Raw genomic sequence first — 21,733 nt, forward strand, 5'->3', positions numbered from 1 at the left:
CGCACGCTGGCTGCGTTGGCGTCGGTCGACGGGCCACCGGCCCGCCTCCCTCCGCCGCCTTGCCATCGCACGCACCGGACGCCGCGCCGCGACGGCCAGGGACGCCGGGACACGCCCCGCCGCCCGGCCACGTCGGCCCTCAGGCGATGTGGGCCGGCTCGCGGGGAGCGGGCGCCGCCTCGAGGTGCCAGACGTTCTTCGCGCTGCGCAGGATGCTGATGCTCAGCGCCAGCACCCACAGGCTCCACAGGGCGCCCATGGTGGCGGTGGTGCCCCAGCCCTGCGCGCTGTAGAAGTCCGCGGCGTCGTCGCCGAAGAACACCGCGGGCAGGAACGCCAGGTTGATCACCGCGAGCACGAACGCCGAGGTCGCGACCCAGCTCGGGAGCATCCCGGTGCGGCGTACGACGAGGGCCAGCGTGATCAGGAACAGCGCCATCAGCAGCCGCGAGACACCGCCCTGGAGGAGATACTGCGCCGCGGCAAACGGCCCCTCAGTGGTGGTATCGATGTCGCGTTCCACGGAGATCGCGGCGCCCACCTCCATCGACTGTGGGACGTAGACAACGGCGACCCACAGCGAGCCGGCCATCTGCAGGACGCTGCCGTGCCAGTCCGACGGCGGGTCGACCTGGTGGACGAGCTGGCGCAGCCCGGCGAAGAACACCAGGAACACCGTGCAGCCGGTGATCCCGACCAGACTGCGGGTGAGGATGTTCCAGTCGGGAGGCGCTCCCGAGTAGATGAAGTAGAGCGGCACGACCGCGAAGACGATGACGCTGGCGACGATCCCGAACAGGCCGACGTTGCGGCGGATAGAGGCTTCATGCATGGGGCCCTCCTGGACTCAGAACTACGTGGCGGAGCGAGACGTATCGTCTCGTCACGAGACGCTAGACCTGCCTGGCGAAATGTGTCAAGACGGTCCGTCTCGTCTTGTTGTAACCTGGGGTGCATGAGTACGCCGAACCCCGACCGCCGCAACGAGCGCTCCCGCACCGCGATCCTGGAAGCGGCCATGGAGCTGTGCCAGGAGCGCGGGTTCCCCAAGACCACGATGGAGGGCATCGCCGCCCGGGCCGGGGTCGGGAAGCAGACGATCTACCGCTGGTGGCCGTCCAAGGCCGCGGTGATCCTCGAGGCGCTCAACGAGCACGTCGGCGACGTCACCGACTTCCCGTCGACCGGCGACGTCGTCGCTGACCTGACCAAGCAGATGAGCGGGGTCGCGCGGCTGCTGGTCAGCGATGAGTTCGCGCCGTACACCAAGGGCCTGCTGCCCGCTGCCCAGAACGACGCCGAGCTGGCCGCCGCGCTCCTCCAGAGCATCATTGCGCCGCGGGCCCAGGCCTGCCGGGAGCGGCTGGCGCTCGCCCAGAAGGAGGGTCAGCTCCGGCCCGACGTCGACCTCGACGACGTCGTCGAGCTGCTCTACGCGCCGCTGTACTACCGGCTGTTCCTGCACACCCGGCCGATCAGCCCGAAGCAGGTGCCGGGGATGCTGGCGCTGGCCTTCGACGGCGTCGGCGTCCGCGACAAGTAGGACCAGATGACCACGAGCGAATTCGGCGAGGCCCCTTCCGCTCTTGTGATGTAGGCGACAGACTGCCCTGCATTGCCCGGACGACAGTCCGGATCACAGGTGAGCCATGGAGGTGCACGAGGTGGCGGTGACCGACACCGGCGTAAGGGGTCCGACCCGGGCCCGGATCGAAGCGAAGACCCTGCGCACGGATCGGTGGTGGCTGAGCCCGCTGCTGACGTTCCTGGTGTTCTCCGCGTTCGTCGTCTACGCAACCTGGCGGGCGTTCGTCGGCGCTGACTACTACGCGTCGCCGTACCTCTCGCCGTTCTACTCGCCGTGCTTGACCGACTCGTGCACCGAGGGGTCGTCCGACTTCGGGCAGCCGTTCTCGTGGTGGCAGCTGTCGCCGGCGCTGCTCATCCTGATCTTCCCGCTCGGGTTCCGGATGACCTGTTACTACTACCGCAAGGCCTACTACCGGGCGTTCTGGCTGTCCCCGCCGGCCTGCGCGGTGGCCGAGCCGCACAAGGGCTACTCGGGCGAGACCCGGTTCCCGCTGATCCTGCAGAACCTGCACCGCTGGTTCTGGTACGCCGCGGTCGTGGTGGCCGCCATACTCACCTACGACGTGGTGCTGGCGTTCCGCGACGAGCATCACGAGTGGGGCCATATGGGCCTCGGCACCGTGCTGATGGCGATCAACGTCGTCCTGATCTGGCTCTACACGGTTTCGTGCCACTCGTGCCGACATGCCGTCGGCGGCCGGCTCAGGCACTTCTCCAAACACCCGGTCCGCTACAAGATGTGGACCTGGGTGTCCAAGCAGAACGCCCATCACGCCAAGTACGCGTGGTACTCCCTGTTCTCCGTGGCCCTGGTCGACCTCTACATCATGTTGGTGGCCAACGGCACGATCGATGATCTGAGGTTCTTCTAGATGAGCGACCGTCACCCGATGACGGGTAACGAGATGAGTGGCGACGAGCAGGGCGGGCTGGAGCGGCACAAGTACGACGTGGTTGTGATCGGGGCGGGCGGGGCCGGGCTGCGCGCCGCCATCGCCGCCCACGACGCGGGCGCCAAGACCGCCGTGGTTTGCAAGAGCCTGCTCGGCAAGGCGCACACCGTGATGGCCGAGGGTGGCATCGCCGCGGCCATGGGCAACCGCTGGCCGGAGGACAACTGGGAGGTCCACTTCCGCGACACCATGCGCGGCGGCAAGATGCTCAACAACTGGCGGATGGCCCAGCTGCACGCCCAGGAGGCGCCGGAGCGGGTCCAGGAGCTCGAGGACTGGGGCGCGCTGTTCGACCGCACCGACGACGGGCTGATCTCCCAGCGCGACTTCGGCGGCCACAAGTACGCCCGCCTCGCCCACGTCGGCGACCGCACCGGCCTGGAGATGATCCGCACCCTGCAGCAGCGGACCGTCGCGCTCGGCATCGACGTCTACATGGAGTGCACGGTCACCGACCTCCTGAAGGACGGCGACAAGATGGCCGGCGCCTTCGGCTACTGGCGCGAGACCGGCCGGTTCGTGGTCTTCGAAGCGCCGTCGGTGATCCTCGCGACCGGCGGCATCGGCAAGTCGTTCAAGGTCACCTCGAACTCCTGGGAGTACACCGGCGACGGCCACGCGCTCGCCCTGCGTGCGGGCGCGGCCCTGATCAACATGGAGTTCGTGCAGTTCCACCCGACCGGCATGGTCTGGCCGCCGTCGGTGAAGGGCCTGCTGGTCACGGAGTCGGTGCGCGGCGACGGCGGCGTCCTCAAGAACTCCGAGGGCAAGCGGTTCATGTTCGACTACATCCCGGACTTCTTCAAGGCCGAGACGGCCGACACCATCGAGGAGGCCGACCGGTGGTACGACGACAAGAAGAACAACCGCCGGCCACCCGAGCTGCTGCCCCGTGACGAGGTCGCGCGCGCGATCAACTCCGAGATCAAGGCCGGTCGTGGCTCACCGCACGGCGGCATCTTCCTCGACATCGCGTCCCGGCGTACGCCGGAGTTCATCCGCAAGCGGCTGCCGTCGATGTACCACCAGTTCAAGGAGCTGGCCGATGTCGACATCACCGCCGAGCCGATGGAGATCGGGCCGACCTGCCACTACGTGATGGGTGGCGTCGAGGTCGACCCGGACACCCAGGAGAGCGCGGTCACCGGCCTGTACGCCGTGGGCGAGTGCTCCGGCGGCATGCACGGCTCCAACCGCCTCGGCGGCAACTCGCTCGGCGACCTGCTGGTCTTCGGCAAACTCGCGGGCGAGGCGGCGACGGCGTACACCAACTCGCTGGGCGAGACGCGGCCGGCGATCAACGAGGACGACGTGAAGGCGGCCTCGGTGGACGCGCTGGCGCCGTTCACTGTGTCCGATTCTTTGGCGGGGGTCGGCGAGAACCCGTACACGATCCAGAGCGACCTGCAGCAGTCGATGAACGACCTGGTCGGCATCATCCGCAACGGCGAGGAGCTCGAGCAGTCGTTGCAGGAGATCGAAGCCTTCAAGAAGCGGGCCAGGTCGATGGTGGTCGAGGGGCACCGGCAGTACAACCCCGGCTGGCACCTGTCGATCGACCTCTGGAACATGCTGATCGTCTCCGAGGCGATTGCGAAGGCGGCGCTGGCCCGTGAAGAGTCGCGCGGCGGCCACACCCGGGACGACTTCCCCAAGACCGACCACGAGGTGTGGGGCAAGAAGAACCTGATCGTGACCCTGAACGAGAGCGGCGAGGGTGTGGAGCTGAGCGAGAAGCCACTGCCGGAGATGCCGGACGAGCTCAAGAAGTACTTCGAGGAGAGCTGAGATGGCTTACCAGCTGAAGCTGCGGATCTGGCGCGGCGACAAGGACGGCGGCGAGATCAAGGACTACCCCGTCGAGGTCTCCGAGGGTGAGGTCGTCCTGGACGCGATCCACCGGGTGCAGGGCACCCAGGCCGGGGATCTCGCCGTACGGTGGAACTGCAAGGCCGGCAAGTGCGGCTCCTGCTCCGCCGAGGTCAACGGCAAGCCGCGGCTGATGTGCATGTGCCGGCTGTCGGACTTCGCCGAGGACGAGACGATCACCGTCACCCCGATGCGCACCTTCCCGGTGATCCGCGACCTGGTGACCGACGTGTCGTACAACTACGAGAAGGCCAAGGAGCTGCCGAGCGCCGAGCTCGGGCCGCGCGACGCCGACGGCAAGCGCCGGATGGCGCAGATCGACGTGGAGCGGGGCCAGGAGTTCCGCAAGTGCATCGAGTGCTTCCTGTGCCAGAACACCTGCCACGTCGTCCGCGACCACGAGGACAACAAGTCGGCGTTTGCTGGGCCTCGGTTCTTCCTGCGGTACGCCGAGCTGGACATGCACCCGCTCGACACCCACGACCGGCGGGCGCTCGCGCAGGAGGCGGCGGGCATCGGGATGTGCAACATCACCAAGTGCTGCACCGAGGTCTGTCCCGAGCACATCAAGATCACCGACAACGCGATCATCCCGATGAAGGAGCGCGTGGCCGACCGCAAGTTCGACCCGCTGGTCTGGCTCGGCAACAAGATCGGCATCCGCACCAAGGACTACGACGGCCGCACCGAGGTCTGAATTGCGCAGTTCTGGCCCCTAGCTGCGCGCTCCGAGCAAGTAGTTATCACTTAGTTGAATAAGTGATAATCTAAGCGCGTCTCGTTATCACATCGAGGGGGCGCGAATGTGGCCTGCGGTCGGCAGCGAGCCTGCGGTATGGGAACCACGAGCCGATGCCGTGGGGCCGACGCGCGCCGAGCGCTCCGCGGTCGGGCGGACCTATCAGGCCGCCGTACCCGCCCAGATCGCCGGGCTCGACCCGGTCGTCGCGTCAAGGGTCCTCGCCCAGGCCGAGGAGGCGGTCGCGGAGATGCGGGCCTTCGACGAGGCCAAGGGTGAGGTCGGGTCGTTCGCCGCGATCCTGCTCCGCAGCGAGTCCGCGTCGTCGTCGCAGATCGAGGAGCTGACGGCGTCGGCCCGGGCGATCGCTGAGGTGGAGCTGACCGGTACCGGCCGCGGCAACGCATCGGTGATCGCGGCCAACAGCGAGGCGATGCGTGCCGCCCTCGACCTGGCCGACCGGCTCGACGTCGACGCGATCCTGCGGATGCAGAAGACGCTGCTGGCCGAGGCTGCGCCCCACCTGGTCGGCCTGCGCTGGCAGCCGGTGTGGATCGGCGGCGCCGGGAGTACGCCGCTCACCGCGGAGTTCGTGCCGCCGGTCTACTCACGCGTGCTGCCGTGCCTGGACGACCTGGTCGCATTCATGGTCCGCGACGACCTGCCGGTGCTGGTCCAGGCCGCGATCGCGCACGCCCAGTTCGAGACCATCCACCCGTTCGCCGACGGCAACGGCCGCACCGGCCGCGCACTCGTGCATGCGCTGCTCCGGGCCAAGGGCGTTACCAACCACATCACGATTCCGGTGTCCGGCGGGCTGCTCCAGGACCGCGACGGCTACCTGGACGCGCTCGACGCCTACCGGGACGGGTCGGTGGAGCCGATCGTGTCGGCGTTCGCGCTCTCCTCGCTGCGCGGAGTGCAGCATGCCCGGGCGATGTGGAGCCGCCTGGACGAGATCAAGGCCGGCTGGTCGGGTCGGCTCACGCTCCGGGCCGACTCCGCGGCCTGGCGGCTGCTCGACGAGCTGGTCGCCCATCCGGTTGTCGACGCGGCCCTTGCTGCCCGGCTGATGGGGGTCGGCGAGACCAACGCCCACCGGCACCTCGCCGTGCTCACCGAGGCGGGGGTGCTGCGAGCCCGGCAGCACCACAAGCCCCGCCGTACCCTCTGGCGCTCTCCAGAGGTGCTCGCGGTCCTCGACGAGTACGCCGCCGAGGTCACCCGCCGGGTCCGATGACGAGGAACGGACCGGTGGCCGACGCTGGCACACGGTCGTCCGGGTGGGCGAGCGTCGTCGAGATGGTGCGCGGGCGGCCCGTCGTGCAGCCAGCGGCTGTGGGTGCGGTGCGGGCGGTCCGACCTCGGACGCCTGCGGGCGCGGCGGCGGCGCGTCGCGCGCATGGTCAGCGCTGTTGGTTGCGCGCCGTTGGCGCGCGCCGCGGCCAAGCGGCTTGACGCAGCCCGCAGGCGTCCAAGGCCGAACCGCCCGCACGCGCGGGCCGCTCGCCCGCGGCGTCTGGTGAGCAACCACGGGTCTGCGGGTTAGGCTGCACGCCGTGCCGAAGCCCATCTGGATCGCCACTCTGACCGCCGCCGTACTCGTGCTCGGGGGATGTGGGGGCGACGACGATCCCGAGCCGCGCGCCGAGGAGTCCTCGGAGACGCCGACCGAGTCGGACACGCCGACCCCATCCGACTCGCCGACCACCGACGACACACCCAAGCCCACCAAGAAGACCAGCAAGACGCCGGAGGAGACGCTGCCCCCGGAGCCGCTGGGGGACTGTCCGATGCTCGGCGACGACGCGGTGACCAAGGTCTTCGGCCGGCCGATGGGCGTGCTCACCGCCAGCCCAGAGCTGTGCGTGTTCACGCCGACCGAGGGCATGACCGACAGCTCGGTCACCATCAACCTGGGGACGGGTGGCAACGCCGCCGCGGCGCGGGGCAAGTGCAAGGGCAAGGTCACCGAGGTCGAGGCCGGTGACGACGCGTTCGTCTGCAAGGCCGGGCCGGGCGTGCAGGGCTACGTCTTCAAGGGCGGCGACAGCGTCGTCCTCGACGTGGTCTTCGACAACGACCAGAAGGCGCTGGCGGCCGCGGCCGAGCTGTTGCCGTCGGTGTTCTTCTCCTAGTTCCCGTCGCGCACCCTGACCAGCCCGCCCAGCGTGGCGACGTACGCGCTTCCGGCCGGGTCCAGGTAGATCGCGGCGTAGTGGTTGTTGAACAGCAGGCCGGTGCCGGCCAGCCGGCTGAACGCGGTGCGACCGGTGCGCAGGTCGATCGCGGTGAGGTACCACGCGTCGACGCCGGCGTGATGTGCTGGCTTGGTGTAGGCGTACAGCAGCCCCGACGCCGCTGACGCCTTGGGCACCGAGGTCGGTGCGCTGGACCGGTTGGTCCAGGCGACCCGGCACTCGCCGTCCGCGACGTCGACCCGGGCGATGCCGGGCGCGGTGGTCTTGCCGAGCAGCGTCGACTGCGGGCCGGCGTACCCGTAGTTGTTCTCGACGAACAGCGCGTTGCCGACCGCCACCATCGAGTTCTCGGTCGCGCTGGTGCCGGCGTCGAAGACGGCTGCCTGGCAGACCGGCCGGCCGCCGCTGGACCGGCCGCGCTCGAAGACCCGGACATTCATCCGCGGGTCGGCGTTGTCGGTGATCGCCACCAGGTCGGTGCCGATCAGGGTCGGGGTGGTGCCGGAGCCCTGGGAGAGCTGGCCGGGCTTCTGCCGGCTGCCGCGGTCGTAGGGCTGGCGCCAGCTGATCGCCGGCGCGCCCGACGGGCCGTCGGCGTCGAAGCGGTACAGCGCGTGGTCGGAGACGACGTACACCCCGCCGGTGTCGTCGGTCGACAGCGAGTTGACGATGCCCTCGCCGGGCAGCGTGGTCGTCCGCGCGGTGCCGGAGTCCGGGTCGACGTTGCCGACGATGCCGGCCGAGGTCACGAACCAGATCCGCCCGGCCCAGTCCGGCATCAGCGCGATCAGGCAGTCGTCCTCGGGTACGACGTCGGTCAGGTCGTAGCTGCGGGTCGGGACGAGCTCCGGCCCCGGCTGCTCGGCGACGACCCGGATGTGCCGGTCGGTGGTGGCCACCACGGCCCGGTCGGCCTGGTCGAGGTAGAAGTAGGCGCCGCCGCACAGGTCGGACAGCGGTGAGGACCCGGGCCGGAACTGCCGGGCAGGGAGCCGGTGGCTGGCGAGCTGGTCGAGGGTGTCCGGGTCGATCACCTTCAGCTCCGGCCCGACCGGGTCGCCGCACAGCGCCACCAGCCGCCCCGCGCGGTCGAAGGTGACAGTCGCGCACTCGGAGATGCCGTACGACGCGGTCCGGACCTCGGGGTCGCGGCCGAGCGGGCCGGGGCCGGCGTACGCCTTGGTCGCGTACGGGTCGTTGTGCATGTTGCTGGTGCCGTTGGCGGACAGGTGCGGGTGCTGCGGGACGTCGTAGCTGTCGACGGGCCGCGGCTCGGCGGCGGCGCCCACGAAATGGGGGACCAGCAGCACTCCGGGACCGGGCGGGATCGGCAGCGCACAGGTCGCGAGCGCGCCGCTGGCCCAGGCGAGGACGGCGGCGACCGTGGCAAGGGTGAAGCCGGCTTTGTAACCCACAGACTACATGTAGTCGAGCGACTACACTCCTGTCAATGACGACGAGTACGACGAGCGAGCGGCCGCACGGGCGCGAGCAGGTGACCGCCGCGATCCATCAGGCCGCGGTCGAGCTGCTGGCCGACCGCGGGCCGCGCGAGGTGACGGTCCGCCAGATCGCCGAGCGGGCCGGCGTCAACCACGCGCTGGTACACCGCCACTTCGGCAGCAAGCAGGCCCTGGTCCGGTCGGTGCTCGAGACCGAGTCGGCCGCCGTGGCGGCCGTGGCCGCGCGGCCCGGGGTCGCGCCGGCGGACGTGGTGCGGATCCTCGGTGAGCATCCGGCGTACTTCCGGATCCTGGCGCGCACCGTCCTCGACGAGCCCGAGCTGCTCGCGGAGCGAATGCCGGTCGCCACCGCCTTCCTCGACCAGCTCGGCGAGCGGATCACCGGTGACCAGGAGCGGCGCGCGGCCGCGATCGCGGCGGGGTCGGTGGTGTTCGGCTGGCTGGTGTTCGGGCCGCACCTGATGACCGTCTTCGGCGAGAGCGACCCGCACCAGGCCGAAGCGGCGATCGCCGAAGTGGTGCGCGCGGTGGTCTCGTGACTAATCCCGGATCCACCGATGGCCGCCTACCGAGCGCCCCCATGCGGGCGCGCTGGCTGCGTTGGCGAAGACTCGACGGGCCTCCGGCCCGCCTTCGCTCCGCCGCCTTGCCACCACACCCGCCTGGCGACGCTCGCTACGGCGCCTATCGGTGGATCCGGGCTGAGGCGCGGTCGGTGCTGATCACCGGTGCCGGCGGCGGGCTCGGCTCCGCTGCGGCCCGTGTCTTCGCCGAACGCGGCTGGCAGGTCTTCGCCGCCGACCTGGTGCCGCCGGAGCCGGCCCCGAACCAGACCCCGCTGACGCTCGACGTGACCTCGACGGCGAGCGTGTCCGCGGCCATCGACACCGTCGCCGCCGGCGTACCCGACGGGCTGGGCTGCGTGGTCAACTTCGCCGGGGTGCTCGGCGTCGGGCCGCTGGTGGAGATCGAGGAGGACCTGCTCCGACGGGTTCTCGACGTCAACGTCCTCGGCACCTACCGGGTGAACAAGGCGGCCTTCCCGCTGCTCCGCGCCGGTGGTGGCCGGATCCTCAATATCAGCTCGGAGGTCGGCTGGCAGCGGGCGCTGCCGCTCAACGGCCCCTACGCGATGAGCAAGCACGCCATCGAGGCGTACAGCGATGCGCTCCGCCGGGAGCTGATGTTCGTCGGTGTCCCGGTGGTGGTGATCCAGCCGGGTCCGTTCCGCACCGAGCTGACCGGCGGCGCGGCGAAGGCGCTGAACGCCGCGGTGCGTCCCGGCTCGCCGTTCGAGGCGCTGACCGCGAGGACGGCCCGGCTCGCCGGCCGTGCCGCCGCCGGGGCCGACCCGGCCGAGCTCACCGAGGTGATCTGGACCGCGGCGACCACGGCGCGGCCGCGGCGCCGGTACTCGGTGCGGCCGGACCGCGGGCGGCGGTTCCTGCACCACCTGCCGACGCCGGTCGCCGACGCGATGCTGCGCCGTACCCTCGGCGGCTGATCAACCAGCGGCGGCGGGTGCGAAGGCCTCGTGGTGCCGGGCGACGGCGGCGGGGTAGTGGGTCTCGATCAGCTCGTCGACCGCGGTCGGCCAGTCGCGGATGGCGACGTGGTCACGGCCGCGGGAGCCCATCGAGGTCCGCGTGGCGGCGTCGGACGTTAGGGCGGCGACGGCACGGCGCAGGCCGCGCTCGTCGGTGGGGTCGTAGAGCAGGCCGGTCTTGTCGTGCCGGACCACGTCGGGCGTGCCGCCGGCGGCCGGCGCGACCACGGGTACGCCGCTCGCGGACGCCTCCCGCAGCGCGTGACAGTCGGTCTCGCGCTCGCCAGGGTGCACGAAGACGTCGAAGGTCGCGAACGCGGTCGCCAGCTCGCCGCCGGAGATGGCGCCGGTGAACTTCGCGCCCGGCAGCTTGCCGCGCAGCCAGGCGCGCTGCGGCCCGTCGCCGATGACCACCAGCCGCACGCCGGGGACCTTCGCGACGTCGACCAGGCGGCGTACGCCGTTGCGCTTGTGCAGGCTGCCGACGTACCCGATCACCACCAGCGGGCCGCCGCGCGAGCGCTTGCGCGACCACTTGCCGTGCAGCCACTCGTCGCGCAGCTGCGGGCCGAACGCGGTGGCGCTGATCCCGGGAGCCCACAGCGGAGCGGCCACGCCGAGCCCGTCCAGGCGGGCCTGCATCGAGCGGCAGGTGACCAGGGTCAGGTCGGAGCGGGCGGCGACCTTGCGCAGCCAGTACTCCTCGGTCAGCTCGGCGACCTCGGACTGCTGCACGACCAGCGCCGGCACTCCCTGCCGGCGGGCGTGCTTGAGCGCCTTGCGGCCGAGCGTGCCGGGGGAGGTGACGTGGACCAGGTCCGGGCCGAACGCCGCGAGCGCGTCGCGGACCTGTCCGCCGGGCTTGTCGAGCGGCCGGATCCGGGCGACCGTGCTCCGACGGTACGTCGCCAGCCCGGGGCCTGGTGCCACGATCATCACCTCGTGGCCGGTGTCGATGAGGCGGTCCACGACGTTCTTGACCGTCGTGGTGGTGCCGTCGGTCGCCGGGTAGAAGGACTCGGTGACGACCGCGATCTTGTGCGGGGCCATAGGGCTTGTCTCCTTATCTCTGGCCTGCTGCGCGCCGCCCGGCACGCACGCTGGCTGCGTTGTCGTCAGTCGCCAGGCCTCCGGCCTGCCTCCCTCCTCCGCCTTGCCAGCGCACGCGCCGGACGACGCTCGCGACGGCCACAGATAAGGAGACAAGCCCTGTCCCCACCGTGAGGCCGCGGTAGTGCGCGGTCGCCACGCGGGCGCCAACGCATAACGAACAAGAGGTGAAGTCGTGGTCTGCCGGTGTGGGCTGGGCCGCGGACGTTAAGTTGTCCGGCATGTCGACGATGCCAGGGCCCGGCGACCAGTTCGGGCCTTACCTCATCAGCCGGCCGCTCGGGAGCGGCGGGATGGGCGCGGTGTACGTCGCCACCCAGAGCACCCTCGATCGCGACGTGGCGCTCAAGGTGCTGCTGCCGATGTACGCCGACGCGCCGGACTACCGAGCCCGCTTCGCGCGGGAGGCGGCCGCGCTGGCCAGGGTCGACTCGCCGAACATCATCCAGATCTTCGACTACGGCGAGCACGAGGGCCGACTGTTCATCGCGACCCAGCTGGTCAGCGGCGGCGACCTCGGCCGGTACCTGCACGAGCGCGGCGAGCTGCCGGTCGCTGCCGCCTGCCTGATGGCCGCCCAGATCGCGGCCGCCCTCGCCGACGCCCACGAGGCCGGCGTGATCCACCGCGACGTGAAGCCCGGCAACGTGCTGCTGCGCGGAAGCGGCGACCGGCCGCACGTCTACCTCTGCGACTTCGGGATCGCGACCGACGGCGGCCCGGGCCTGACCACGACCGGCGCCGTCGCCGGCACCTGGGCCTACCTGGCGCCCGAGCGGTGCGAGGGTGCTGACGCAAGCCGAGCCAGCGACGTCTACGCGCTCGGCTGCCTGCTCTGGCAGCTGCTCACCGGCAGCCCGCCGTACGTCGGCAGCCCGGCCCACGTCGCCATGCAGCACCTGACCGCCGCCATCCCGCAGATGGCAGCGGACGATGACGAGACGACCGACTCGCTCAACGCTCTGCTCCGCCGCCTGCTGGCCAAGGAGGTCGAAGAGCGAGAGTCAGACGCGGCGGCGGCGAGCGTGGAGCTGGAGCGGATCGGCCGGCTCGCGGCGCACGGCGACGCCGGCCACGCGCGGCCGGCCAAGCGCACCGCACCACCGCCGTCGGACGCCGAGCCGAAGTGGGCGTCCAGCCCGAGGCTGGGTGCGGCCGAGGTGGACACCGACCCGCTCGGCGGCGGCACCCCGGACCTGGCGCTACCAGCCGTCGACGGCCGGCCCCGTCGTCGCCGCCGGCGGCGTACCTTCATCGCGCTCGCGCTCGCCGCGGTACTTGGCGTGGTCGGTGGCCTCGGCGCCTGGCTGCTGCTCGACCGGAACCAAGACGACGAAGATCCGCCGTCCGCGGGCGGGTCGAAGGTGCAGATCTCGCACCGGCTGACCACCGGCGACTTCAACGGCGACCAGCAGGCTGATGGGCTGGTACAGGTCGCGGCCGGAAAGGGGTCGTCGGACCTGATGCTGGTGCCCGGCACCGACGCCGAGTCCGGTCCGCCGAGCGTCTGGGCGAAGGACACCCGGATCCCGCTCGGCGGCGCGCTCACCGCCGGCGACGTCGACGGCGACAAGGTCGCCGACGTGCTCGGCCTGTGGCGAGGCGACGGCGAACGCATGGTCTACCTGTACACCGGCGGACCGGCGGGGCTCAGTGATGCGGCCGAGGTCGGCGTACTCCCGGTCGAGGGCTCGGTCGCCATGGTGGCCGGCAACTTCAACGGCGACGCTTTCGCCGACCTGGTGGCGATGGCGACCGACGACGCCGGCCGCTCGCAGCTGTTCCTACTGACCTACAGCGAGGAACTCGCCGGGTACGGCGAGGCACAACCGCAGGCCTGGCACCCGGAATGGCCGGCCGAAGGGACCGTGATCCGGGTCGCCGATGTCGACGGTGACGGTGATGGTGACGTGGTCGCGCTGCCAGCCGAGACCGACGAGGTGTGGGTGTTCCGTGCCGATGGCGGGCAGCTGGCTGAAGGCGAGCTGTGGGGGAGCGTGGAGCGCCAGCCGGACAGCCATATCGTGACGACCGATTTCGACGGCGACCGGCGCGCTGACCTGGCCGTGGTGGTCGACGGGGACGACGGTGCCGAGGTCCGGGTGGCCCGGTCCGAGGGGGACGAGTACCAGCCCGCCGAAACGTGGCTCACGATCCCCGACTGGACCGTCGCCACCATGTGGGTGGCGCGGGCCAGCATTGACGACGACAGCGTGGTCGACCTGATGGTCTTGCACCAGGAGAGCGACCATGTGGCCCTGAGCGCGCTGCTCTCGGACGGAGAGGAGTTCGCGCCGCCCGCGCCGTTGCGGTCGGTCGAGGACTGGCAGTGGTGATCGAAAACATCACATTGAGTGGCCCCGGGTTCCTGGGGCTCCTAGCATGCGCAGCATGACTGGCCCTGAACTGGACCGTCTGGAGCTGGCGTCCGACGCGGACCAGCACGCAGCAAGCGACTGGGAGAAGATCGCCGCTGCGGTGCTGCGCAAGTCCGGACGACTCACGGACACCGACCCCGACTCCCTGGTCTGGGAGAAGCTGTCGCGCACGACGCTCGACGGCATCACCGTCGCGCCCCTGGGCGTCCCCTCGGAGCACGCCGTCGCGCGCGGGCCGGTCACCGGCCACGCCGAGACCGGATGGGACATCCGGCCCCAGCTCGCCGGCCCGGACCCGAAGAGCGCCAACCAGGCCGCCCTCGCCGACCTCGAGAACGGCGCCACCTCGCTGTGGCTGACCCTCGGCGAAGGGCTCGGCCCCGCCGATCTGGAGGCCGTGCTCGAAGGCGTGTACGTCGACCTGGCGCCGGTCGTGCTCGACGCTCCGACTGGATCTGGCGGCCGGGTCGCCGCCGCCGAGGCGTACGTCGCGCTGCTGCGCGACCGGGAGGTGGCGCCGGCAGAGGGCACCAACCTGGGCGCCGACCCGCTCGCCGACGGCCTGGTCGAGATCGTCGGACTCGCCCGCGAGGCGGGCTGTCTCGGCGCTGTGGTCGATGCCACCGCGGTGCACGACCAGGGCGCCTCGGACGCGCAGGAGCTGGGCTACAGCCTCGCGGTCGGCGCGGCGTACCTGCGGGCGCTGGTGGACTCCGGGCTGAGCGTCGACGAGGCGCTGGGCCTGGTCGAGTTCCGGTACGCCGCGACCGCCGAGCAGTTCCCGACCATCGCCAAGCTGCGCGCCGCGCGCCAGCTGTGGGCCCGCGTGGCCCAGCTGTCGAGCGCGTCCGAGGACGCTCGCGTCCAGCGCCAGCACGTCGTGACCTCGCGGCCGATGATGAGCAAGTACGACCCGTGGGTGAACATGCTGCGGGTCACCGTGGCCGCGTTCGCGGCCGGCGTCGGCGGGGCCGACGCGGTAACCGTGCTGCCGTTCGACTCCGCGCTCGGCGTACCGGACGCGTTCGGCCGCCGGATCGCCCGCAACACCTCCTCGCTGCTGATCGCCGAGTCGCACGTCGCCAAGGTGGCCGATCCGGCCGGCGGCTCCTACGCCGTCGAGAGACTCACCGACGACCTCGCCCGCGCTGGCTGGGCCGAGTTCGGCCGGATCGAGGCCGCCGGCGGCATCGTGGCGGCACTGGCCGACGGCTCGCTGGCCGCCCGGATCTCGGAGGTTGTGAGTCGGCGTGACACGGAGATCGCCCGCCGCAAGCGGCCGCTCACCGGCGTCAGTGAGTTCCCGAACCTCGGCGAGGCGCTGCCCGCCCGCGCCGCCACGCCGGCGGCCGACGCGGTCCGCCGCTACGGCGCGCCGTTCGAGGCGCTCCGCGACGAGCCGGCCGCCGCCCCTGTCTTCCTGGCGACGATGGGCACCGTCGCCGCCCACACCGCCCGGGCGACCTTCGCCAGCAACCTGTTCGCGGCCGGCGGGATCGCCGTCGACGCGGCGGGCGCCACCGCGGACGTCGCGGCCGTGATTGCGGCGTACTCAGGGCAGGCGGTGGTCTGCCTCGCCGGCACCGACGCGGCGTACGCCGAGTGGGGCAGCGACCTGGTCGCCGCCCTCCGCGACGCCGGCGCCCGGCATATCATCCTGGCCGGACTCCCTTCATCCTTGGGGCGAGGAGAGATCGCGGTCGACGACTCCTGCGCCGTCGGCGTCGACGCCCTCGCCTTCCTGACCCGCACGAGGGAGCACCTCTCATGACCGTCCCGAAGAGCTTCGCCGACCTGCCGCTGGTACCGCCGGTTGAGGAGGTTGCGCAGCAACCGTCTCGAAACCAAGGAACCGGCGGCGGTTGGGCGAGCCCCGAGGGCATCGACATCCTGCCGGTCTACGGACCGGAGCACCTCAAGGGCCTGGATGCCCTCGACACCTGGCCGGGACTGTCGCCGTTCCTGCGCGGGCCGTACCCGACGATGTACACGACCCAGCCGTGGACGATCCGCCAGTACGCCGGGTTCTCAACGGCGGAGGAGTCCAACGCGTTCTACCGGCGTAACCTCGCGGCGGGTCAGAAGGGCCTCAGCGTCGCGTTCGACCTGGCGACCCACCGCGGCTACGACTCCGACCACCCGCGGGTGCGGGGCGATGTCGGCATGGCGGGGGTGGCGATCGACTCGATCTACGACGCCCGCACGTTGTTCGACGGCATCCCGCTGGACCAGATGAGTGTGTCGATGACGATGAACGGCGCCGTACTGCCGGTGCTGGCGCTCTACATCGTCGCGGCCGAGGAGCAGGGTGTCGCTCCCGAGAAACTGACCGGGACCATCCAGAACGACATCCTCAAGGAGTTCATGGTCCGCAACACCTACATCTACCCGCCGGTGCCGAGCATGCGGATCATCTCCGACATCTTCTCGTTCACCGCGCAGAAGATGCCGCGCTTCAACTCGATCTCGATCTCCGGCTACCACATCCAGGAGGCCGGAGCCACGGCCGACCTGGAGCTCGCGTACACGCTGGCCGACGGTGTGGAGTACATCCGCGCCGGCCTCGAAGCCGGCCTCGACATCGACGCCTTCGCGCCCAGGCTGAGCTTCTTCTGGGCGATCGGCATGAACTTCTTCATGGAGGTCGCCAAGCTGCGCGCGGCCCGAGCGCTGTGGGCGCGGCTGGTGCGCGAGTTCGACCCGAAGAACCCCAAGTCGCTCTCCCTGCGCACCCACAGCCAAACGAGTGGCTGGTCGCTGACCGCCCAGGACGTCTTCAACAACGTCGGCCGGACCTGCATCGAGGCGATGGCCGCGACCCAGGGTCACACCCAGTCGCTGCACACCAACGCGCTGGACGAGGCGATCGCGCTGCCGACCGACTTCTCCGCGCGGATCGCCCGCAACACCCAGCTGCTGCTGCAGCAGGAGAGCGGCACGACCGAGATCATCGACCCGTGGGCCGGCTCCTACTACGTCGAGCGGCTCACCCACGACCTCGCCGAGCGCGCCTGGGCGCACATCCAGGAGGCCGAGGCCGCCGGCGGCATGGCCAAGGCGATCGAGCAGGGCATCCCCAAGATGCGGATCGAGGAGGCGGCCGCCCGCACCCAGGCGCGGATCGACTCCGGCGCCCAGAAGGTGATCGGCGTCAACACCTACCGGCTCGCAGATGAAGAGCCCCTCGACGTACTCAAGGTCGACAACAACGAGGTCTACAAGCAGCAGGTCGCCAAGCTGGAGCGGCTGCGCGAGGAGCGCAGCGACGACGACGTACGGCGCACGCTGGAGGCGCTGACCAAGTCGGCGGCCGACGGCCACGTGCACGGCGGCTCGCTGGACGGCAACCTGCTCAAGCTCGCGGTCGACGCGGCCCGCGCGAAGGCGACGGTCGGTGAGATATCCGACGCGCTGGAGAAGGTGTACGGGCGGCACCAGGCCGTGATCCGTACGATCTCTGGCGTGTACCGCGACGAGTCCGCCTCCGCCGGCGACAGCAAGGTCGCCGCCGTGCTCAAGGCCACCGACGAGTTCGAGGAGGCCGAGGGCCGCCGGCCGCGGATCCTGGTCGCGAAGATGGGCCAGGACGGCCACGACCGTGGCCAGAAGGTCGTGGTCACCGCCTTCGCCGACCTCGGCTTCGACGTCGACGTGGGCCCGCTGTTCTCCACGCCCGAGGAGGTCGCCCAGCAGGCGATCGACGCCGACGTACACATCGTCGGGGTGTCCTCGCTGGCCGCCGGCCACCTGACCCTGCTGCCCGCGCTGAAGCAGGCGCTGGCCGACCTCGGCCGCCCGGACATCATGATCGTGATCGGCGGGGTGATCCCGCCCGACGACGTGGCAACGCTGAAGGAGATGGGCGCCGCGGCCGTGTTCCCGCCCGGAACCGTGATCGCCGACTCCGCCCTGGACCTGCTGGACAAGCTGAGCAAGCAGCTGCACAGCTGATGGTTCGTCCCGTCGACGTGGCTGGTCTGGCCGAGGGGCTGCGGCGCAGCGATCGCGCCTCGGTGTCCCGCGCGATCACGCTCGTGGAGTCCTCTCGTCCCGACCACCGGGCGGCGGCGCGCGAGCTGCTGGCCGAGCTCGCCGGCGACGAGCGGCCGCCCGCGGTCCGGGTCGGCATCTCCGGCGTCCCCGGGGTCGGCAAGTCGACGTTCATCGAGTCCCTCGGTACTCACCTCACCGGCGACGGCCACCAGGTCGGCGTACTCGCGGTCGACCCATCGTCGGTGCGCACCGGCGGCTCGGTGCTGGGCGACAAGACCCGGATGGCGCGGCTGGCGGTCGACCCGAAAGCCTTCATCCGGCCGTCACCGTCGGCCGGCACCCTCGGCGGCGTCGCCCGGGCGACCTCGCAGGCGATGTCGGTGCTGGAGGCCGCCGGGTACGGCGTGGTGCTGGTCGAGACGGTCGGCGTCGGCCAGTCCGAGGTGACCGTCGCCGGCATGGTCGACACCTTCCTGTTCCTCACCATCGCCCGCACCGGCGACCAGCTGCAGGGCATCAAGAAGGGCATCCTCGAGATCGCCGACGTGATCGCTATCAACAAAGCGGACGACGACGGCCATGCTGGTGGGGAGGCCGAGGCGAAGGTGGCGGCGCGCGACCTCGCCGGCGCGCTGCGGCTGGTCCGCGGCCACAGCGAGTGGGCACCGCCGGTCGTCACCTGCTCCGGCCTGCACGACCTTCATGTCGACGATGTCTGGACGCGGGTGCTCGCTCACCGCGACCACCTCGGCCCCGACGGCCTGGCCCGCAAGCGCGCCGGCCAGCAGCTGGAGTTCACCTGGGCGCTGGTGCGCGACGAGCTCGCCGAGCGGCTGCGCCGCTCGCCCGCGGTCGCCGCCATCCGCGACGACGTCCGCACCGCCGTACTCGGCGGCGACCTCACCGCTCCCGTCGCCGCCGACCGGATCCTCGCGGCGTACGACGAACACCTCTCCTGATAGCAGCGCGACCCGCTCCACAAACCCGCACCCGTACTCAGTTTGCGATCGCAAATCATCGGGCAGAAGGCTGGCGTCAGCGAGTCGATGAGTTCGGTAGGAGCGGAAGATGGCGGAAGAGGGCGGCGGCGGTGGCGTCTCGATGGAGGAGCAGATCGCCGAGGCGGCGATCAAGGCCGACATGGAGCACCGTGGCTGGAGCGGTGGCAACGGTTCGTACTACAAGCAGGAGTTCGGCAGCAGCAAGAACGGCGTACACCCGCACTACGAGTACCACCTGACCAAGGAGGGCCTGCGGATCGAGAAGAGCCCCAACGTCGACAACGAGGACCTGACCGCTCAGGCGTCGTCGATGCTCTCCCGGCTGCAGAGCGAGGTCCTCAACTACTGGCCGCGGGCGATCGACGACCTGTTCCGCAAGTGGCAGGACGCGGGCCTGCCCAGCTGGGGCGGGCTGGCGATGAACGCCTCGTGGGCGAAGGAGGGCGCGGACGAGATCCGACCCGGCACCACGATCGACGACAACGGGTCGAACCTGCAGGTCGGTAACGCCCGGCTCACAGCCGACCTCGGGAACCTCGAGAAGCGCACCGGCCAGCTCGCGGGCAACTACGCCCGGGCCTTCTCCGACAACTACGTGACGCCGCTGCCTCCCGTGCTCCAGGGCCAGTTCGCGCTCGGCTCGGTGCTGGCCATCTCGCTCGAGGCCGAGAAGGAGATCTGGCTGAACACCTCGCGCGACCTGGACTCGATCCGGCACCACGGACTGAACGCGATGCGTGCCTCGGCGCCGAAGACCGGTGGTGGTGGCGTCGACGCGAAGGTCATCGTGACCGTGTTCGCGGCCTTGGCCGGAGCCGTCGCCGCGTTCGCGACCGCGGGCGGCTCGCTTGCCGTGACCGCTGCGCTGACCGCGGCCGGCGCGGGTGCCTGGTCGAACCTGCTCGAGAGCCCGCCGAAGAAGGAGCCGGAGCCGGTCCCGCTCGGCGCCGGCCACCCGCGCGACGTACGCACGAACATCGAGAAGGCGCTCGAGAAGCTGAACGAGGGCATCCGGACCCAGGAGGAGTTCCTCCAGCAGATCCTCCGGGGGGCCAACGAGGTCGCGGGGAGCAAGCGGGGGGCCTTCGACCTGCCGCCCGCTGCGGCCGAGGGCACCGTGCTGGGCAAGGAGCAGGACGTGGTCGTGACCGCGGAGATCATCGCCGCGATCACCGCTCAGTGGATCCCCTGCATCGCCGGCGACCTCCGGCTGGCCCGGACCAAGCTGGGCGTGGACACGGCAGGGTCGTTCGACCGGCCGGGTGGGATCGGCGTCGGCTTCAACGGGCCGCAGCCCGAGTTCAAGGCCCTTCAGGAGACCGTCATCGGGCTGCTCGGCAACACCGCGACCGAGCTCGACGAGGCGGGTGCGGCGCTGCTGAGCGCGGCCCGGACCATCGGGCTGGCCGACCAGGCCGCGCAGGCGAAGTACGAGGGCATCGCCAAGCAGATCAACGACACCAACCAGAACACCGCCGCGTAGCGAGCCGGGCGTCGGTGGCGGCGGGGTACGGCGCGCGGTACCGAAGAGTAGAGGGTTACGAACGCTCTGCACCGGCATACTCTTCGGTACCGCGGCCTGTCGCCGCTAGTCTCAGCCTTCGCCAATACCCACGATGCGTAGGTGGGCTGGCTTAACCTAGATCTGATATGTCCATGTCGCTTGTTCCCGATGAAGCCCACCCCGACGACGCGTCCCGCTTGATCGAGCACGTCGTCGACAAGTACGCCGACGAGCTGATCGACCTCCGGCGCGACCTGCATGCACACCCCGAGCTCAGCTGGGGCGAGCAGCGCACGACTGGCATCGTGTGTGAGCGGCTCCGCGAGGCGGGGCTGAAGGTGACCAAGCTCCCGCGCAGCGGACTGCTCGCGGACATCGGCGATCCCGCGACCCCCGGCCCGATCGTCGCGCTGCGGGGCGACCTCGACGCGCTGCCGGTCGACGACCTGACCGGCGACCCCTGGGCGAGCCGCGTCGACGGTGTGGCGCACGCGTGCGGCCACGACGTTCACGTCAGCTCGCTGGTCGGCGCCGGGCTCGCGCTGGCCGAGGTCCACGACCGCGGCCTGCTGAGCGGCCGGGTCCGGCTGCTGTTCCAGCCGGCCGAGGAAGTGATGCCGGGCGGCGCGCTGGACCTGATCAGCAACGGCGCCCTGGACGGGGTGGGCAGGGTGTTCGGCCTGCACTGCGACCCGAGCCTGGACGTCGGCGAGGTGGGCCTGCGTGAGGGGCCACTGACCGGCGCGGCCGACGCGCTCGACGTACACCTCACCGGCGCGGGTGGCCACACCTCGCGGCCGCACCTCACCGAGGACCTCACCTTCGCGCTCGGCAAGCTGGTCACCGAGCTGCCGGCAATACTGTCCCGCCGGCTCGACCCGCGCGCGGGCGCGAGCGTGGTCTGGGGCGTGGTCCGCGCGGGCGCCGCCCACAACGTCATCCCGGCGACCGGCCGGGTTGCCGGCACGGTGCGGATGCTGGACGCGGTGGCCTGGGCGGACGCGGAGCGGCTGGTCAGCGAGCTGGTCGAGCAGATCATCGGGCCGTACGGCGTGAAGGCCGACATCACCTATACCCGCGGCGTACCGCCGGTCGTCAACGAGCACCTCTCCACCCACCTCCTCGGCAAAGCCGTCCAGCGGGTGCTCGGCGAGGTGGGCAGCGTCTCGACCCAGCAGAGCCTCGGCGGCGAGGACTTCGGCTGGTACCTCGACCGGGTGCCCGGCGCGATGGGCCGGCTCGGCACCCGGACGCCGGGCGGGCCGACGTACGACCTGCACCAAGGCAACCTGCGCATCGACGAGCGGGCCATCGGCATCGGCGCTCGCGTGCTCGCGGAGGTCGCCGTGACCACCTCCACGACGGCCTGAACTGCGCAAGGGCCGA

17 protein-coding genes are annotated in these 21,733 nt (G+C 71.0%); 14 read left to right on the top strand and 3 right to left on the bottom strand.

Annotated features, from left to right (window positions below):
- Positions 1-139: 139 nt before the first annotated feature.
- The gene (locus DDV73_RS25460; RefSeq protein WP_109510082.1) at positions 140-832 is read right to left on the bottom strand and encodes a hypothetical protein; all 693 of its coding nucleotides are present in this window, start codon (positions 830-832) and stop codon (positions 140-142) included.
- A gap of 123 nt (positions 833-955) precedes the next feature.
- On the opposite strand from DDV73_RS25460, the gene DDV73_RS25465 reads away from it, so the two are divergent.
- The 6 genes from DDV73_RS25465 (at position 956) to DDV73_RS25490 (ending at position 7,289) form a co-directional block, all read left to right on the top strand.
- A complete protein-coding gene (locus DDV73_RS25465; RefSeq protein WP_161962534.1) occupies positions 956-1,543 on the top strand; it encodes a TetR/AcrR family transcriptional regulator in 588 nt (195 codons plus the stop codon).
- A gap of 106 nt (positions 1,544-1,649) precedes the next feature.
- Complete coding sequence (locus tag DDV73_RS25470) at positions 1,650-2,462, top strand: hypothetical protein (RefSeq protein ID WP_109510084.1); 813 nt, start codon at positions 1,650-1,652, stop codon at positions 2,460-2,462.
- Complete coding sequence (locus DDV73_RS25475) at positions 2,463-4,331, top strand: fumarate reductase/succinate dehydrogenase flavoprotein subunit (RefSeq protein WP_206051091.1); 1,869 nt, start codon at positions 2,463-2,465, stop codon at positions 4,329-4,331.
- A gap of 1 nt (position 4,332) precedes the next feature.
- Positions 4,333-5,109, top strand: coding sequence for a succinate dehydrogenase/fumarate reductase iron-sulfur subunit (locus DDV73_RS25480; protein WP_109510085.1), 777 nt, complete (start codon positions 4,333-4,335; stop codon positions 5,107-5,109).
- A gap of 160 nt (positions 5,110-5,269) precedes the next feature.
- On the top strand, positions 5,270-6,391 hold the full coding sequence (locus tag DDV73_RS25485) for a Fic family protein (protein ID WP_154402912.1): 1,122 nt from the start codon (positions 5,270-5,272) through the stop codon (positions 6,389-6,391).
- Positions 6,392-6,710: 319 nt separating this feature from the next.
- The gene (locus DDV73_RS25490; RefSeq protein ID WP_109510087.1) at positions 6,711-7,289 is read left to right on the top strand and encodes a hypothetical protein; all 579 of its coding nucleotides are present in this window, start codon (positions 6,711-6,713) and stop codon (positions 7,287-7,289) included.
- Here the strand turns inward: DDV73_RS25490 and DDV73_RS25495 are convergent.
- On the bottom strand, positions 7,286-8,767 hold the full coding sequence (locus DDV73_RS25495; protein WP_206051092.1) for a PQQ-binding-like beta-propeller repeat protein: 1,482 nt from the start codon (positions 8,765-8,767) through the stop codon (positions 7,286-7,288). The two genes, DDV73_RS25490 and DDV73_RS25495, sit on opposite strands and share 4 nt — an antisense overlap.
- Positions 8,768-8,802: 35 nt before the next feature.
- Between DDV73_RS25495 and DDV73_RS25500 the strand changes: the two genes are divergently transcribed.
- Both DDV73_RS25500 and DDV73_RS25505 read left to right on the top strand, forming a co-directional pair.
- A complete protein-coding gene (locus tag DDV73_RS25500) occupies positions 8,803-9,354 on the top strand; it encodes a TetR/AcrR family transcriptional regulator (RefSeq protein ID WP_109510088.1) in 552 nt (183 codons plus the stop codon).
- A 176-nt stretch (positions 9,355-9,530) separates the two neighbouring features.
- Complete coding sequence (locus tag DDV73_RS25505; protein WP_206051093.1) at positions 9,531-10,319, top strand: SDR family NAD(P)-dependent oxidoreductase; 789 nt, start codon at positions 9,531-9,533, stop codon at positions 10,317-10,319.
- Here DDV73_RS25505 and DDV73_RS25510 read toward each other — a convergent pair whose 3' ends face one another.
- The gene (locus DDV73_RS25510; protein ID WP_109510090.1) at positions 10,320-11,411 is read right to left on the bottom strand and encodes a glycosyltransferase; all 1,092 of its coding nucleotides are present in this window, start codon (positions 11,409-11,411) and stop codon (positions 10,320-10,322) included. It abuts the gene before it with no gap.
- 281 nt (positions 11,412-11,692) lie between these two features.
- Here DDV73_RS25510 and DDV73_RS25515 point away from each other — a divergent pair, with 281 nt between their 5' ends.
- The 6 genes from DDV73_RS25515 (at position 11,693) to DDV73_RS25540 (ending at position 21,717) form a co-directional block, all read left to right on the top strand.
- The gene (locus DDV73_RS25515) at positions 11,693-13,807 is read left to right on the top strand and encodes a protein kinase domain-containing protein (protein WP_109510091.1); all 2,115 of its coding nucleotides are present in this window, start codon (positions 11,693-11,695) and stop codon (positions 13,805-13,807) included.
- Between the two features lie 55 nt (positions 13,808-13,862).
- Positions 13,863-15,620: a methylmalonyl-CoA mutase family protein gene (locus DDV73_RS25520; protein ID WP_109510154.1), complete on the top strand. Its 1,758-nt coding sequence runs from the start codon at positions 13,863-13,865 to the stop codon at positions 15,618-15,620.
- Complete coding sequence (scpA, locus tag DDV73_RS25525) at positions 15,617-17,800, top strand: methylmalonyl-CoA mutase (RefSeq protein WP_109510092.1); 2,184 nt, start codon at positions 15,617-15,619, stop codon at positions 17,798-17,800. Before DDV73_RS25520 ends, scpA begins: the two co-directional genes overlap by 4 nt.
- Positions 17,800-18,801, top strand: a complete 1,002-nt coding sequence (gene meaB / locus DDV73_RS25530) for a methylmalonyl Co-A mutase-associated GTPase MeaB (protein ID WP_109510093.1) — start codon at positions 17,800-17,802, stop codon at positions 18,799-18,801. Before scpA ends, meaB begins: the two co-directional genes overlap by 1 nt.
- 109 nt (positions 18,802-18,910) lie before the next feature.
- Positions 18,911-20,326: a hypothetical protein gene (locus DDV73_RS25535; protein ID WP_109510094.1), complete on the top strand. Its 1,416-nt coding sequence runs from the start codon at positions 18,911-18,913 to the stop codon at positions 20,324-20,326.
- Between the two features lie 173 nt (positions 20,327-20,499).
- Entirely contained in the window at positions 20,500-21,717 is a 1,218-nt protein-coding gene (locus DDV73_RS25540; protein WP_109510155.1) for an amidohydrolase, read from the top strand.
- The last annotated feature ends 16 nt before the right edge of the window (positions 21,718-21,733 follow it).

Source organism: Nocardioides speluncae (genome assembly GCF_003121585.1).
Classification (GTDB): Bacteria; Actinomycetota; Actinomycetes; order Propionibacteriales; family Nocardioidaceae; genus Nocardioides; species Nocardioides speluncae.

Excerpts from the sequence above, each read along its gene's own strand:
- DDV73_RS25480 (WP_109510085.1), top strand. The coding sequence starts at position 4,333 with ATGGCTTACCAGCTGAAGCTGCGGATCTGGCGCGGCGACAAGGACGGC.
- DDV73_RS25540 (WP_109510155.1), top strand. The coding sequence starts at position 20,500 with ATGTCGCTTGTTCCCGATGAAGCCCACCCCGACGACGCGTCCCGCTTG.
- DDV73_RS25470 (WP_109510084.1), top strand. The coding sequence starts at position 1,650 with ATGGAGGTGCACGAGGTGGCGGTGACCGACACCGGCGTAAGGGGTCCG.
- DDV73_RS25500 (WP_109510088.1), top strand. The coding sequence starts at position 8,803 with ATGACGACGAGTACGACGAGCGAGCGGCCGCACGGGCGCGAGCAGGTG.
- DDV73_RS25475 (WP_206051091.1), top strand. The coding sequence starts at position 2,463 with ATGAGCGACCGTCACCCGATGACGGGTAACGAGATGAGTGGCGACGAG.
- DDV73_RS25465 (WP_161962534.1), top strand. The coding sequence starts at position 956 with ATGAGTACGCCGAACCCCGACCGCCGCAACGAGCGCTCCCGCACCGCG.
- scpA (WP_109510092.1), top strand. The coding sequence starts at position 15,617 with ATGACCGTCCCGAAGAGCTTCGCCGACCTGCCGCTGGTACCGCCGGTT.
- meaB (WP_109510093.1), top strand. The coding sequence starts at position 17,800 with ATGGTTCGTCCCGTCGACGTGGCTGGTCTGGCCGAGGGGCTGCGGCGC.
- DDV73_RS25515 (WP_109510091.1), top strand. The coding sequence starts at position 11,693 with ATGTCGACGATGCCAGGGCCCGGCGACCAGTTCGGGCCTTACCTCATC.
- DDV73_RS25460 (WP_109510082.1), bottom strand. The coding sequence starts at position 832 with ATGCATGAAGCCTCTATCCGCCGCAACGTCGGCCTGTTCGGGATCGTC.
- DDV73_RS25510 (WP_109510090.1), bottom strand. The coding sequence starts at position 11,411 with ATGGCCCCGCACAAGATCGCGGTCGTCACCGAGTCCTTCTACCCGGCG.
- DDV73_RS25535 (WP_109510094.1), top strand. The coding sequence starts at position 18,911 with ATGGCGGAAGAGGGCGGCGGCGGTGGCGTCTCGATGGAGGAGCAGATC.
- DDV73_RS25520 (WP_109510154.1), top strand. The coding sequence starts at position 13,863 with ATGACTGGCCCTGAACTGGACCGTCTGGAGCTGGCGTCCGACGCGGAC.